Genomic DNA, 14,173 nt, shown 5'->3' with positions numbered 1-14,173 from the left:
GAAGGTCACAGGTTCAAATCCTGTCCCCGCACCCAAGGTCTCCCAGTCATCTCACAAAAGGCCCGTCGACAACACGACGGGCCTTTTGCGCGTTCGGCGTCGCTCGACCCTGCGATAGGTGAATTGGCCTGCGGGGTGTCAAGGTCCGGACGCCTGCGCGTTGATAGCCAGGGTCGTGAAAGGCAAGCCGATGAGCGTGGACCTTCAAGGGCTGAGCGAAACCGAGGCTGCGCGACGGCTCGCCGAGATCGGGCCCAACGAGATCGGCGGCGGCGGGGGACGCAGTCTGGTCCGGATCGTCGCCGAAACCATGCGCGAGCCGATGTTCCTGATCCTGATCGGAGCCGCGGCGCTTTATCTGGTGCTCGGCGATCTCTGGGAAGGCCTGTTCCTGCTGGGCGGCGCGGCCCTGTCCATCGGACTGGTGATCGCCCAGGAGGCCAGAAGCGAACGCGCCATGATCGCGTTGCGGGAACTCGCCCAGCCACTGGCCCGGGTGCTTCGGGACGGCGGCGAGCGCCAGGTCCCGGCCCGCGAGCTGGTCCCGGACGACATCATGCTGGTGGGGGAGGGGGAGCGCCTGCCGGCGGATGGCGTGCTTCGCGCCGGCGACGTGCTGGCCGTGGACGAGTCGGCGCTCACTGGCGAGTCCGCGCCGGTGACGAAGGAACCCTCGAGCGCCGATGCGCCCGAGGGCGAGCCCGCACCGGGCGCCGAGCATGGCCCCTTCCTCTGGGCCGGGACCCTCGTGGTCCGTGGCCAGGGCGTCGTGCAGGTCGGCCGGACGGGGATACAGTCCGCGCTGGGTCGCATCGGCCGCTCCCTGGCGGACATCGAGCAGGAGCCGACGCCTTTGCAGCGTACGGCCGGCCGGCTCGTGGCGGCGCTAGGCGGCCTTGCGATCGTGTTCTGCGTCTTGGTCGCCCTGGCTTACGGGCTGTTGCGGGGGGACTGGGTCGGTGGGGCGCTGGCGGCGGTGACCGTCGCTCTTTCACTCATTCCCGAAGAGTTTCCCATGGTCCTGGCGGTGTTCATGGCTCTCGGCGCATGGCGGCTTGCGAGGCATCAGGTGCTGGTGCGGCGGGGCGCCGTCATCGAGGCCCTCGGCGGCGCCACGGTGCTGTGCGTCGACAAGACCGGCACCCTCACCGAGAACCGCATGGAGGTGGCGCGTCTCTGGACCTCGCAGGGTGAGATGGCGGTGGACGGCGGAACGCCGCCATCCGGCCCGGCGGCGGAGCTTCTACGCCTGGCCGCCCTGGCGTCGGCCGTCCGTCCGGTCGATCCCATGGACAAGGCGGTCCACGCGCTTTGCGAGGACCTGTGCGATCCTGCGACCGAGGACGAGCCGGAACGCACCTGGCCGCTTCGGCCGGAGCGGCTGGCCGTGGTGCAGGTCTGGCGTATGCCCGACGAGGTTCGGCTCGCCGCCGCCAAGGGCGCCCCTGAAGCGATCTTCCGTCTTTGCCGGCTGCCTCCTGAAGAGATCGAGCGCCTGCACCGCGTGATCGCCGGCTACGCCGCCCAGGGCCTGCGCGTACTGGGCGTCGCGTCCGCGCAGATTGACGGCCGGGCGGTCGAGACTCCGGAAGAGGTGGCCTTCGCCCTGGCCGGGTTGGTCGGCTTCATCGACCCGGTGCGCGCCGACGTCCCCGCGGCGCTGGCCGAGGCCCGCGGCGCGGGGGTGAAGGTCGTCATGATCACCGGCGATCACCCGGCGACGGCGGCCGCCATCGCCGCGGCCGCCGGGATCGACGCAAGCGCCGGGGTCCTCACGGGCGCCGAGGTGGCCGCCATGGACCTGCGAAAGCTCGCTGGGGAATTGGAGCGTGTGCGCGTCTTCGCTCGTATCGCGCCCGAGCAGAAGCTGCAGATCGTCGAAGCGCTGAAAGCCGCCGGCGAGGTGGTCGCCATGACCGGCGACGGAGTCAACGACGCCCCGGCGCTGGAGGCCGCGCACATCGGCGTCGCCATGGGGCGCAAGGGGACCGATGTGGCCCGGGAAGCTGCTGACCTGGTGTTGCTCGACGACAGTTTCGCCTCGATCGTCGGAGGCGTGCGGCTTGGGCGACGTATCTTCGCCAATCTGCGGCGGGCGCTCACCTACGTCACCGCCGTCCATGTGCCGATCGCGGGCCTCGCGCTCGTGCCCATCGTGGCCGGTTTGCCGCCCATGCTGTTCCCGATGCACGTGGTGCTGTTGGAGCTGGTCATCGATCCGACCTGCGCCCTCGTCTTCGAGCCCGAGCCCAGCGAAAAGACCGCCATGCTCCGTCCGCCGCGGTCCAAGACCGAAGCCCTGTTCGGAGCACGACAGGTCGTGCTGGCGCTGGCGCAAGGCGGCAGCGTTCTGGCGGGCGTCCTTGGGCTGTACGTCTGGGCCCTGGAAGTCTATCCCGCGGCCGAGGCCCGAGGCGCGGCCTTTCTGGCGCTGGTGTTCGGCAATCTCGTTCTTACCTTGACCGATTCCGCCGCCACGAGCGGCCTCTTTGCGCCGCACCGGCGGGTGTTCTGGCTTATCGCCGCCACGGTCGCTCTCGTGATGTCCCTCGTCTTTAGCGTTCCGGCCTTCGCGTCCATGTTCGAGGTCGCCCCCCCGCCGCCGACACTGCTGGCGGCGGCGTTGGCGATCGCCCTGATCAGTGGCGGCTGGACGGCGTCGCTACGGCTCCTGGGGCGGAAGCCGGGGGCTGCTGCGGTTGCTAGTGGCGCATGAACAGGTTGAACGGCGCGCGGGCGGCGAGCAGATCCTGGGTCAGCCCGCCGAAGATCTCTTCCCTCAGGCGCGCATGACCAAAGGCGCCGGTGACCAGGAGCTCAGCATCTTCGGAAGCCGCGGCGCGCGCCAGGCCGTTTCGCCGACTGGCGCCCGGCGCGATCAAGGTCGTCACGCGGTCCACCCCGTGAAGGCGCAGGTAGTCTCGCAGCCGTTGAGGATCGGCGGCGGCGCGATTGTCCGGTGGGATGTGGTCGGGATCCTGAAAGATCACCACGCGGGAGGCCGCTTTCAGCAAGGGGACCGCCGCCCGAACCGCTCTTCCGGCTTCATGGGAACCGTCCCATCCGATCATCGCGGGGGCTGGCCGTTCGACAGGGCCATGATTGGCGACCAGCAATGGCGTGCGAGCGGTCATGAGGCCGCGCGAAACCAGGGTCTCCCATACGTTCCCGGTCGCTAGGACGCCCAATCCCAGGACCAGCAGGTCGCACAACGGCAGCTCGCCATACAGGTCGGGACCATCGCTCGGGTACTCGCCGATAAGCCGGATGCGCCCGCTGGTCGGCTCCAGGTCGAGCGCGTTTTCCACCGATAGCTCACGGGTGAGAGCCTCGACGCTGCTTCGGGCGGCCTGGACGGCGTTCCTTGCATCGCGCAGGGCCGGGCCAAGCGCCGCCGGCGTGATGAACGACCAGTGCCGCATGTCCGGTTGCGACGGCGCGAGCAGTACTCGCGTTTCCCCGCCGCAGGCATGGGTGAGCTCGGCCGCCGTCGCCAGCGTGAAGGCGTCGTCCGGCGCTCCGGACAAGACGGCGATGATGTTGGCGTAACCCATCTTCGACTCCCGATCTGAGTCATTTTTGCCCCAAGGCGGCGTGCGCATCCTTGCGCCAGGTCAAAGCGCCGCCCTTGAGCCCCCGCGGCTAGTCGTGCAGGAGCGGCGCGGACAGGCCCGCCTGGGTCAGCCGTAGAGCGCAGAGTTCGCCGCCGAGATCGAAAATGGCGGCGGCCGCGCGCAGGTTTGCATCCATGGACCAAAGGCCGAACGGGGCCGCGGCGGTCGTGAGCATCAACCCCATCGACGCGTTCCAGAGGTCGATGGCGGCGTCGGCAAGAGCGGCAGGCGCAGGCGCCGAGGCCGAGGAGGGCGTCGCTCCGGTCATGAACCTTGCCTCGTTGTCTCTGGCTGATCGGACGGCTGGCCGAACCTGGCGGTCGCCTGCCTCACTTGTGAAAGCATCTCCTCGACCACGTCCGGCCTTATGCCCTCAACGATACCGCCGAAGTGCAGGTGGTCGGTGACCCGGAGGCCCACGGCCTGGCCGAGGTAACGGTCAAAGTTTCGCATCAGGTCTTCGAGAGCGCCGGTTTCTTGGAGCCAGAACTCTGGAGCGCCTGAGGTCGTGAAGCTGATCAGGTCCTTTCCGCGCAACCGCGGCTCGACTCCGCCGAAGGCCGGCTCGAAGCCAAATCCTATCCCGAAGACCCGGTCGACATAGCCCTTGAGCATCGCCGGCGGGGCGTTGAACCAGATCGGATAGATGAATGCGAAGACGTCGACGTCCGCCAGCCGCGCTCTCTCGGCGACGACATCCTTATGGAACCGGGCCGGCCCATGCCGGCCCGGAATTTCTGCGGCCTTAAGCACGGGATCCCACCGCATTCGATAGAGATCGCGCCAGACGACCTCGTGCCCTAGGTCGCGCACCGCATCGGCATATGCTTTGGCGATTGCGCCATTGAGGCTGTCGGCGCTCGGATGAGCCAGGATGACGGCGTGCTTCATCATCGTCTCCAACGGCGGTGCGGACGTTTGCCGTCCGCATCCTCTCGGCTAGGTTGGACCGCTCCAGACTACCGGTCGAGCGTCCTGTCGCCTTGAGCTGGATCAATGCGGATGTCTCACAGCTCTGTGGTCATGAACTTCGTGAGTGCAGATGCGCCAGGTCGCTGGCGCTGCACAGCGGGCTCATGCCGCTGGCCGGCCGGTCGTCTGACCAGCCCGGAGAAAAGAGAAGGATATTGCGATGGAACAGGGCGGGATGACCTGGATCGTGGCCGCTGACGGCGCGCAGGCTCGCATATTCGCCGAAGCGCGGCGCGCCGGACCGGTGAAGGAACTTGATCAACTGCGCATGACCGCAGATCCGCATGACCGGCGCGCGCACGGCGGCCAGCAGGCGACCGTGCATGATCGTGTGGGCGCGGGCCGTCATTCGTCGGACGATCATTCGCCTGCCGATGACGCCGAAGAGCGGTTCCTGCGTAGCGTCGCCAGCTTCCTGGGCGACCAGGGCGGGCGCGGCGCCTTCGACAGCCTGGTTCTGATGGCCCCGCCGAAGGCGCTTGGAATTCTTCGCGACGCGCTTCCGACGGCGGTCGCCCGCCGTGTCGAGGCGACCGACGCGCACGAGCGTCTGGGCCTGTCGGCCGACGAGATCCAAGCCTGCCTGCGAGCTGCGAGAGCCAGGAGCTAGATCTCTCCGACGCGACGGCTGCTGCGACGCTCGCGGCTCGGAGCGGTTAGTGGCTGAAGAGCACGAAGTGCTGGTCCTGCGCGAGCAGCCTGCGGGTCACTCCGCCGAACATCCACTCGCTCAGTCGGGTCCTTCCGTAGGCCCCGGCGACGATCAGGTCCGCTCCAAGCCCTCTGGCGCGGGACATGAGCGTGTCCGATGTCGAACGATCGTCGGGCAGGACGTCGCCCGTGGCGTTCACGCCATGCTGCCTCAGGAAGGCGCAGACGTCTTCGAGCCGCGCCTTCTCGAGGGCGACATCGGCGTTGGAACTGACCTCGACGACGAGAACGTCCTCGGCCCGGCGCAGGAGCGGCAAGGCGTCCAGCAGAGCGCGGCGGGACTCCCGCGTTTCCTTCCAGGCCACGAGCGCCGGAGTTTTTGGCAGATAGTCCCGCTCGGAGGGACAGAGGAGCACCGGCCGACCCAGGCCGATAAGGAGGCGGCCCGGATCAAGCTCCGAATAGGGCTCGGTGACCTCCTGGCGCCGCGCGAGGACGAGATCTGCGGCCCGGGCCGTCGCCGTGACCGCGGTCTGGGGATCGCAGTAGGAGTGCCGCCACTCGGTGCTCCTGGACCCGGACATCTCCTCGAAGATCTTCCGGCTGTCGGTCAGGTTGCTCTCGATCTGCGATTGCAGCGCCTCGACCCATTCGCCCGCCCCCAGGTATGCGCCGGCGGTTCCGAGGGCGACCGGAGGGATCATGGCGGCGCCGATCCCGATGACGTGCGCGCCCAGCTCGTCGGCGAGCTGCAGCGCGCACTCCAGATGGCGATCATGGTCCTGCTTGTGGGACACGTGGCAAAGCAGCGATCGGTAGGTCATGGCGACTGTTTCTCGTGATGGGGTTTTCCGGCCGCTCGCTGGTGCGAGGCGGCGAAAGCCTTGAGGCGCGTGCGCCGGTCAGGTGGGTGGGTTCTCGCCGGGCCGCTCCTCGATAGGCTCCAGCCGCCAGTCCTCGACCACCCGGAAATGTCGTCGTCGCCCCGGCGGCCTGGCGTAGTCGATGAGCGTGATGATCTCCGGCTCGGCCTTCATGACCGCCACCAGTTGCGAGCTGGGATGGGGGGTGAAACCGGCCTCGGCGGCGCGATGGGTGATCGCCTCGTTGAGTTCCGCGATGCGGTGGGGCTGGGTGATTTCCTGAGCGCGCGCGGCCATCGACAACCCGATGACGCCGCCCTTGTCGTCCATCTGGCCGACGGCGATGCTCACGCGATCGTCGTCGTCGATGTTTCTGAATTTCTGGCTGTCGCGCGCAATGACGAAATATATGTCCAGGCCGATGTGAAGGTAGTTGACCATCGTCACCTGGGGCCAACCGTCATGGCGCTTGGTCGCCAGGCTGAGGACGTGGCATCGATCCAGGATTTCGAGGATCGCGCCGGAGGGATCGGAGCCGAGGGCTTGGTTCTCGGCGTTTGACCTTGTGTTCATCTTGGCCATCCGGGCTGGGCCGTCACCGGGGCGGATGCGGAAGAATACCTCGGTCGCGGCCAACTGCTTTTGAGGCGGATCAATCCTTGTCCCCAACATCGTAATCTCCGTCTGCGGGGGGACGCCAGCCAAGTTGCGCCGCCGCCGCCTCGATGAGCGGGCGCTGGCCGCGGTGGATTTTCCAGCCTGCGGTCGAAGGGTCGAAATAGGCGGCCTGGTCGACCTCAGGCCAGGATGCCCGCCTCCCCGACCCTCGCGGCCACTCCATTTCGAAGCTATTGCTGCGGATGTCGGAGAGATCGAGGTCGGCCTCGACCAGCCAGCAGTGAAGCTGCTTGCCTCCGGGCAGTCTGAATGGCGCAAGGCCGACCGCCGGGCCGCTGGGCGTGAGGCCGATTTCTTCCTGGAATTCGCGCCGCGCGGCCGCCCAGAGATCCTCGCCGGGCTCGGCCAATCCCTTGGGAACCGACCACGCCGCTCTGTCCTTCCCGCGCCAGAAAGGGCCGCCGGGGTGGGCGAGCAAAAACTCCAGCCGGCCGCGTGGGCGGCGATAGACGAGCAGACCGGCGCTGACCTGTGCCATCGGTGGTCCCGGGACGAAGACCTCTGCGGATCAATGCGAGAGAAACACCGGGCAGGGCGGCGACTCCAGGATCGCGTTCGTCGCGCCTCCAAGAACAAGCTCCTGAAGACGAGGCCGCGCAAAGCCTCCCATCACCAGCATGTCCGCCTGCACCGACCGGACATAGGCGCAAAGGGCCTCGCCGATAGGCCGATCGACGGAATGTTCATCGACGGCCGCCCGAACCCCATGGGCCTGCAGATGGCGAACAAGGTCGCCGGCGATACCGGCTCGCGCCGAGGGCTTCTCCCCCAGGGCCACATAGATGCGGACGTTCGACGCCTGCTTGACGATGGGCATCGCCTCGGCGATCGCGCGCGCGGCGCGTGAGCTGCCGTCCCAGGCCAGCACGACGGTCCCGAAACCGGCGCCCGAGGTGAGTTCCGGGGCGTTGGGATAGACGAGGACGGGACGACCGGAATCGAACAGCACCGCCTCCGCCAGACCGCGGTCGGCCAGGACGCTCGGACCGATCGGCATAAGGCAAAGGTCGTGGGTGCGCGCCAGACCCGCGATCACGTCGCCTTCAAGGTGCGGCGCCGCGGTGATGGTGATCGATTGAAGCACGACCCCCGCCTCCTCGGCGGCGACCTCGGCGCACTGAACAGCACGCCGGGCGATCAGCGCGCTGCGGCGTTCCTCCTGGGCTGCCAGGCGTTCGAACCGGAAAAGAGCCTGGCCGATCGAGCTTTTGACCTCGGGTATGTCCACTTCCAGGGCCAGCAATCGCAGCGCCCCGCCGAGGCCGGAGGCCAGGGCCACGCCGTTGCGGATCGCGCGGTCGGGGGTCGCATCCGGATAGGTGAGGGTGGCGAGCAGCAGATCTGGGTACATGACGGGCTCAGCTCCGTTTGCCAGCCATCTTAGCCTGGGGCCGGACGGTTGTTACTCCGTTGAACCACGGAGCCGAGGGCCTCGTGCGTTCTTGACCTGCATGGAGCTCGCATCGAAGCGAATTTGTTGCGCCCTGGGTGCGAACTCTTTGATCTCGCGCAAGAGGCGATCGCCCAGACGCGCTAATCTTCGCTGAGCACAAGGGAGGTCATGATGACCAGATTGCAGGGTAAGGTCGCCGTCGTCACCGGTGCGGCGCTCGGCCTGGGACGCGCCACGGCCAAGCGCATGGCCGAGCAGGGCGCCAGCGTTGCGGTTACGGATGTGCGGCTGGACGGAGCCAAGGCGCTGGCCGACGAACTTGTCGACGGCGGGTTCACCGCGTCCAGCTGGGCGCTGGATGTTTCCAAGGAGGACGAGGTCAAGCGAGTACTTGACGAGGTCGCCACGAGGTTCGGCCGCATCGACGTCCTGGTGAACAATGCGGGCGTGTCCGGCGTGAACAAGCCGACCCACGAAGTCACCGAGGCTGACTGGGATTTCGTACAGGCGATCAATGTGAAAGGCGTCTTTTTCTGCACCAAGCACGCCATTCCCCACCTTAAGCGGGCCGGCGGCGGCAGCATCATCAATCTCTCGTCGATCTATGGGCTGGTGGGCGCGGCGGACTCGCCACCCTATCACGCGTCGAAAGGCGCGGTGCGCCTGATGAGCAAGACTGACGCCATGCTCTACGCGCCCGACCGCATTCGCGTGAACTCGGTCCATCCAGGCTTCATCTGGACGCCCATGGTCGAAAATTTCGCGGAAGACATCGGCGACAAGGCCGCGGTGCGCGCCGACCTTGCGGCCCTGCACCCGCTCGGCCATGTCGGCGAGCCGGACGACATCGCCTGGGCCTGCGTCTACCTGGCGTCGGACGAGGCGAAGTTCGTCACCGGCGCCGAGCTTGTCGTCGACGGCGGCTACACCGCGCGGTGAGCTGGGCTTGCTGCCCCGCCGGTCTTGCCGCGGCGGGGCGAGCCTTGATACTCGCTGGGCCCGATGGACAGGCCGGCTAAGCGGCGGGGGCGTTCTTGAAGCCTCCGCCGAGCGCGAGATGCAGGTCCACGCGGTTGACCAGGCGCACCCGCTGGGCCGCCAGCAGGCGTGAGCGGGCCTCGAAAGCCCGCCTCTGGCTATCAAGCAGAGTCAGCAGGGGTTCCTTGCCTACCTCGTAGCGGTTGCGGGAAATCACGACGGCCCGTTCGGCTGCGGCCGACGCGGTGGTGAGTTCCTGTTCCTGGCGGGCGAGGAATTCCTCGACCGCCAGCGCGGTCTCGACCTCCGACAGGGCGGTCAGCACGGTGTCGGCATAGGCCTGGAGCGCCTCGTCACGTTCACCGGCGCGCAGTTCGACCTGCGCGCGCAAGCGCCCGCCCTGGAACACCGGTTGCAGAATGCGCCCGGCGATCGACCAGACAAAGGTGTCGGGGTCGAAAAGGCTGGAAAGCTCCGTGCTCGAGGTTCCGGCCGAACCGGTCAGCTCGATGCTCGGCAGGAAGGAACGCTCGGCGGCCGTCAAACGAAAGCCCGCAGCCTTGAGATCGAGCAGGGAGGCGGCGACATCCGGTCGGCGGGCGAGAACATCGGCGGGGATGCCCGCGGGCGGCTCGGGCGGGACAGGCGGCAGCGTCGCAGCCGCGGCGAGCTCGCCATCGGGATACTGGCCGAGCAGGACCTCGAATTGACGGGTAAGCCTCGCCTGCGCCTCGCGCCGCTGTTCCAGGTTGGCGTGAGCCAGGCCAAGGGCGGCGTTCGCCTGCTCAGCGTCGCCCGGTTGAGCCGCCCCCATCGCGACACGATTGGCGATTTGGCGCGCGACCTCGGTGGCGTTCGTGGCGGCGGCCTCGGCGAGCTCGACCTGCTGGCGCGCCTCGATGAGCGCGAAATAGTTGCGGGCGATCTGGGCGGCGATGGACTGGCGAACGGCCTGAAGGTTCGCCTCGCTGCTCAGCAGGTCAGCGCGGGCCGCAGCCGACTGCGCGGCCAGCCTGCCCCACAGATCGACCTCCCAGGCGACGTTCGCCGAAAGGTCGAAGATGTCGATCGTGTAGGAGGTCGAGCCCAGATTCTCGCCGCCCGGGACCTCGATGCCCAGACTCTCGAGGGTGAGCTTGCGCCGGCTGGGGGAGAAGGCGATGTCGGCGCGCGGAAGACGGTCGGCGCCGGCGATGCCTGCCCGCGCGCGGGCCTGTCGGACGCCGGCGATCGCTCGCCCGATCGTCGGACTGTCCGTCAATGTGCGCTCGACAAGCGTATCCAGCCGCGGGTCACCGAATGTCTTCCACCAGTGATCCGCCGCTGGCGCCTCCGGCCGGCTCGCCGCGGCGAAGCGTTCCGGGATCGCCACCCCAACGTCCGGTGCTTCGACCCGCGGGGCCGCACAGGCTGAAAGCGACAACAGGCAGGCCCAGGCGGTGACGGATGGTTTTAGCGCCGCCATGCCCTCACTCGGCCTTTCGTTGTCTGACGCGGGCGCCGTCGGTCAGGTCGGCGGCGGGGTAGAGGATGACCTGCTCGCTCTTCCGGAGTCCTTGGAGAACCTCCGCCTGGGCGCCGTTGTTACGGCCGATCCGGACCAAGCGGCGTTTCGCCCTGCCGCCGTCGACAACGAAGACCGCCCAGTCGCTCTGCTCCCTGAAGAGCGCGCTGGAGGGGACGATGATCGCATCCTGATCTTGCCAGACGACGATGCGCGCCTCCACGCGAAAGCCGCTGCCCAGGCTGCCCCGAGCTGGCGTCGCGTCGGCCAGCCGGACGATGGTGTTGACCCTCTGCTCCTCCACGCCGAGGGCCGAGGTCTTGGTGAAGCCCTGGGGTTCGATGCGTGTGACGACCCCCTTCAGAGAACCTGGTCCGCCCCAGTCCTCGATGGTTACGGCCGCGCCCGGTGCGACCTGGACGGCGTCCGTCGAGAGCAGTTCGACCAGCACCTCAAGCCCACCCCCGGTGTCGCCGATTTCCATGATCGGCGCGCCGGAGGCCAGGGTCGCCTCGCTTTCCTGCGTCACCTTCAGCACCCGTCCCGAGGCCGGCGCGCGGATGTCGATGCCGGACCCGCCGCCTGACAGCTCGGCGCGCGCGCGCTCCAGTTCTGCGCGCCTGGCCTCTATCCCGGCCTGGCCCGCGCGGGCGGATGCAGCGGCGCTGGCGGCGTCACGCCTTGCGGTCTCGAATGCGTCGCGGCTGGTCGAGTTGAGCTCCCAAAGGCGCTGCTCGCGCGCCAGGTTGGCGTCGGCCAGCTTCTTGTCCGCTACCGCCCGCTCGGCGTCTTCCTGCGCGGCGCGCAGGGCGGCGGCGGCGGCGTCCACGCCAGCGGCGGCCTGGGCGCGGGCGCGGGGATCGAGCGGGGCCGGCAGCAGGCGCGCGACGATCGTTTGGCCACCGACCACCCGATCGCCCGCCTGAACCTCCACGCGCCGCAGGCGGCCTGCGGACGGAGCGGAGACGACATAGCTGTCCTGGACCCGGGTGCGCCCCTCCTCGTCGATCGTGAGCTGCATCGGTCCCTGGGTGACTGCGCCGATATCGACCATGGTCGCGCGCGGCCAGAAGGCGAAGACGATGAACCCAAGGATCAAGGCTGCGCCGCCCAGGGTGAGATAGAGGCGTGAGTTCTTCTTCCGGGCCATCGGCTAGTCTCGGGTCTTGAGGGCGACGATGAGGTCGGTTCGGTCGATGTCGCGTTTCACCAGCCATCCCGACAGCAGCGCTGCGGCCAGTACGGCCAGGGTGGCGATTCCGACGTCGCCGCGCCCATAGGTGACGGGGATCTGGTAGAGGTCGCTGCTGAAGCCGGCCGCCAGCGCGAAAGCCAGGGCGTAGCCGAGCAGGGCGCCTGCTGGCAGCGCGACCAGCGCCACGACCGCGAGTTCGCCCAGGAGGACGAAGGCCGCCTCCCATTTGGAAAAGCCGATGACGCGCAGGCTGGCCAGGTCGCGTTCGCACTCCGCCTGCGCGATCCGTGCGGAATTGTAGACGATGCCAAAGGTGATGATGAAGGCGATGGCCGCCATGACGTAACGCATCGCCCCTGCGCCGCTGTCCATCAGCCGCCGGAAGGATTCTCGCGCGTCGCTTTTCAGGCTGACCCCGGCGACGGCCGGCATGTTTTTCAGCCGCTGATGGAGTTCGGCGCTTCTGGCCGTGTCGATCTTCAGGGAGGCGCCCGACACGCGGCCAGGTTCGCGCAAGGCGCGGTTGAGGGCGTCGAGCTCCATATAGGCGGGCGAGCCGAGCAGGCTCTCGGTGACGCCGATGACCGGTATCTGCAGCACGGGACGGCGGCCCTCCCGCACCTCCACGGTCAGCATCTGACCCGGCTCGATGTCGAGCTTCCTGGCCAGCGAGGCCGCCAGGATCACGCCTTCCTTGCGCATGGTCATGGCCCGAAGGTTCGTGTCCAGGGCGCGGTTCAGGCGCGGATCGGGTACGCGGCCCTCCACCGTCCCGCGATGGCTCTTCAGCCCGTTGCGAAGCACCGCCTGCACATTCCGGACGGGCTCGACGGCGATGACCCCGGGCATGCGCTGCAATTCCAGGATCGTCTTGTCCGACGTGGGATTGACGAAGGCGATCGTGGCGTCGCTCCGATCGACGAAGTTGAAGTTGAGATCCATGGTTTCATCGAAGCCGGACATGATCCCGGTCATTGCGGCGGAGATCGCCATGCCCGCGGCGATGCCCATCACCGCCCCGGCCATACGTCCCGGCTGGCGCATCAGCCGGCGCAGGACCATGCGGCTCGGCTGGTCGAGGCGCTCTGCCAGCGCGTCTGCGATGTGGCCGGTGCGGCTGTAGTCTGCGGGGGCGGGGGGGCGCATCGCGGCGGCCGGCGTCAAGGCGAAGATGTTGCGCAGGACCAGGAGGCCGCCCGCCGAGGCCGAAAGGGTGCTGATCACGAAACCCATGACGAACGACGAGGGCCTGACCTCGAACACCAGGAAGGGGAATTTGTAGTACTCGAGGTAGACGCCGACCATCGCCCGCCCCGCCGCTATGCCGGCCAGGCAACCGGCGATCGCCCCGCCGATTGCGATGATGAGGACCAGTTTGAGGTAGTGGGCGCCGACCTCGAGGTTGGTGTAGCCGAACGCCTTCATCAATCCGATCTGCCCGCGCTCAGCCTGCACCATGCGGGCCACGACGATGTGCAGAAGGAACGCGGCGACCCCTAGGAAGATCGGCGGCGCGACCGCGCTCATACTCCGCAGCCCCCGGATCTCCTCGCTGACATAGCGATCGGAGAGGTGGTCCTCGCGCCCATAGGCGCCCAGCCCGCCGAAGCGTTCAAGCCTGCGATTCACCGCATCGAGCACGGCCTTCTCGCGGGCGCCGCGGGCGAGGGACAGCAGGGCTTCGTTGAACGCGCCCTCCATGTCGTAGGCGGCCTGCGCGGTCGCGCGGCCCATCCAGACCACCGCGAACCGGGAATCGTCGGGCGCGATCTCGCCGGGCGGGGTGAGGTAAAGAAACTCCGGCGACTGGGCGAGGCCGACCACGCGCAGCTCGCGCTGCGCCCCGCGGATCGTGACCCGGAGGTTCTGCCCCGGCTTGATGCCGTGTGCGCGGGCGAAGCTCGTCAGCAACAGGATTTCGTCGCGATTGCCGGGCTCGGGCCGTCGTCCGTCGGTGAGGAAGACGTCGTTGAAGGTCGGCGCGCCATAGTCCGGAAGCGACACGACGCGGGCCTGCAGCGGCAGGGAGAGCCCCTTGATGTCGATCAGCGCATCGCCGGCGACCCGGCCTTCTGCCGCGGCGACGCCCGGAAGGTCGGCGAGTTCGTCGATCATGCTTTCGGGCGCGCGGGTCACCGGCGCGAACACCTCGGCGAGCCGATAGCGTTCGTAATAGGCGCGCCGCGTTTCTTCGAGCGAGGAAACGAGGCCGCTCATCATCACCAGCATCAGCACGCCGACCGCGATGACCACGCCGATGGCCGCCGCCTGGCTCTTGATGCGCCAGATGTCGCGCAGCAGCTTGCGGTCCAGCGGACTCATGCC

Annotated in this window: 13 protein-coding genes; 3 read left to right on the top strand and 10 right to left on the bottom strand. The window is 68.2% G+C overall.

What is annotated here, in order from left to right:
- Positions 1 to 190 precede the first annotated feature (190 nt).
- Positions 191 to 2,716: a cation-translocating P-type ATPase gene (locus ABID41_RS19315; protein ID WP_354298584.1), complete on the top strand. Its 2,526-nt coding sequence runs from the start codon at positions 191 to 193 to the stop codon at positions 2,714 to 2,716.
- Here the strand turns inward: ABID41_RS19315 and ABID41_RS19310 are convergent.
- The 3 genes from ABID41_RS19310 to ABID41_RS19300 all read right to left on the bottom strand — a co-directional run bounded on the left by ABID41_RS19310 (position 2,703) and on the right by ABID41_RS19300 (position 4,505).
- Positions 2,703 to 3,554, bottom strand: a complete 852-nt coding sequence (locus ABID41_RS19310; RefSeq protein ID WP_331931817.1) for a universal stress protein — start codon at positions 3,552 to 3,554, stop codon at positions 2,703 to 2,705. The genes ABID41_RS19315 and ABID41_RS19310 overlap by 14 nt on opposite strands.
- Positions 3,555 to 3,642: 88 nt before the next feature.
- Complete coding sequence (locus tag ABID41_RS19305; RefSeq protein ID WP_354298583.1) at positions 3,643 to 3,882, bottom strand: hypothetical protein; 240 nt, start codon at positions 3,880 to 3,882, stop codon at positions 3,643 to 3,645.
- On the bottom strand, positions 3,879 to 4,505 hold the full coding sequence (locus tag ABID41_RS19300) for an NAD(P)H-dependent oxidoreductase (protein WP_354298582.1): 627 nt from the start codon (positions 4,503 to 4,505) through the stop codon (positions 3,879 to 3,881). Before ABID41_RS19300 ends, ABID41_RS19305 begins: the two co-directional genes overlap by 4 nt.
- Before the next feature lie 241 nt (positions 4,506 to 4,746).
- Here ABID41_RS19300 and ABID41_RS19295 point away from each other — a divergent pair, with 241 nt between their 5' ends.
- Positions 4,747 to 5,196 (top strand): baeRF12 domain-containing protein, encoded by a 450-nt coding sequence (locus ABID41_RS19295; RefSeq protein ID WP_331931814.1) that lies wholly within the window; start codon positions 4,747 to 4,749, stop codon positions 5,194 to 5,196.
- A 46-nt stretch (positions 5,197 to 5,242) separates the two neighbouring features.
- Here the strand turns inward: ABID41_RS19295 and ABID41_RS19290 are convergent, their stop codons facing one another.
- The 4 genes from ABID41_RS19290 to ABID41_RS19275 form a co-directional block, all read right to left on the bottom strand.
- A complete protein-coding gene (locus tag ABID41_RS19290) occupies positions 5,243 to 6,061 on the bottom strand; it encodes a universal stress protein (RefSeq protein WP_354298581.1) in 819 nt (272 codons plus the stop codon).
- A gap of 78 nt (positions 6,062 to 6,139) precedes the next feature.
- Complete coding sequence (locus ABID41_RS19285; protein WP_354298580.1) at positions 6,140 to 6,673, bottom strand: pyridoxamine 5'-phosphate oxidase family protein; 534 nt, start codon at positions 6,671 to 6,673, stop codon at positions 6,140 to 6,142.
- 79 nt (positions 6,674 to 6,752) lie between these two features.
- The gene (locus tag ABID41_RS19280; RefSeq protein ID WP_354298579.1) at positions 6,753 to 7,256 is read right to left on the bottom strand and encodes an NUDIX domain-containing protein; all 504 of its coding nucleotides are present in this window, start codon (positions 7,254 to 7,256) and stop codon (positions 6,753 to 6,755) included.
- 30 nt (positions 7,257 to 7,286) lie between these two features.
- The gene (locus ABID41_RS19275) at positions 7,287 to 8,129 is read right to left on the bottom strand and encodes a universal stress protein (protein WP_354298578.1); all 843 of its coding nucleotides are present in this window, start codon (positions 8,127 to 8,129) and stop codon (positions 7,287 to 7,289) included.
- A gap of 213 nt (positions 8,130 to 8,342) precedes the next feature.
- On the opposite strand from ABID41_RS19275, the gene ABID41_RS19270 reads away from it, so the two are divergent.
- A complete protein-coding gene (locus ABID41_RS19270) occupies positions 8,343 to 9,110 on the top strand; it encodes an SDR family NAD(P)-dependent oxidoreductase (protein ID WP_331931809.1) in 768 nt (255 codons plus the stop codon).
- 76 nt (positions 9,111 to 9,186) lie between these two features.
- Here the strand turns inward: ABID41_RS19270 and ABID41_RS19265 are convergent, their stop codons facing one another.
- Genes ABID41_RS19265 through ABID41_RS19255 form a run of 3 tightly spaced genes read right to left on the bottom strand, consistent with a single transcriptional unit; the run spans position 9,187 to position 14,170 of the window.
- Positions 9,187 to 10,614 carry an efflux transporter outer membrane subunit gene (locus ABID41_RS19265; protein WP_354298577.1) on the bottom strand — a complete coding sequence of 476 codons (1,428 nt, stop codon included), beginning with the start codon at positions 10,612 to 10,614 and terminating at the stop codon, positions 9,187 to 9,189.
- A gap of 4 nt (positions 10,615 to 10,618) precedes the next feature.
- The gene (locus tag ABID41_RS19260; protein ID WP_354298576.1) at positions 10,619 to 11,803 is read right to left on the bottom strand and encodes an efflux RND transporter periplasmic adaptor subunit; all 1,185 of its coding nucleotides are present in this window, start codon (positions 11,801 to 11,803) and stop codon (positions 10,619 to 10,621) included.
- A 3-nt stretch (positions 11,804 to 11,806) separates the two neighbouring features.
- Entirely contained in the window at positions 11,807 to 14,170 is a 2,364-nt protein-coding gene (locus ABID41_RS19255; protein WP_354298575.1) for an ABC transporter permease, read from the bottom strand.
- Between the last annotated feature and the right edge of the window lie 3 nt (positions 14,171 to 14,173).

The organism is Phenylobacterium koreense (assembly GCF_040545335.1).
Lineage (GTDB): Bacteria > Pseudomonadota > Alphaproteobacteria > Caulobacterales > Caulobacteraceae > Phenylobacterium > Phenylobacterium koreense.
This window is presented reverse-complemented; position numbering and strand designations above follow the sequence as displayed.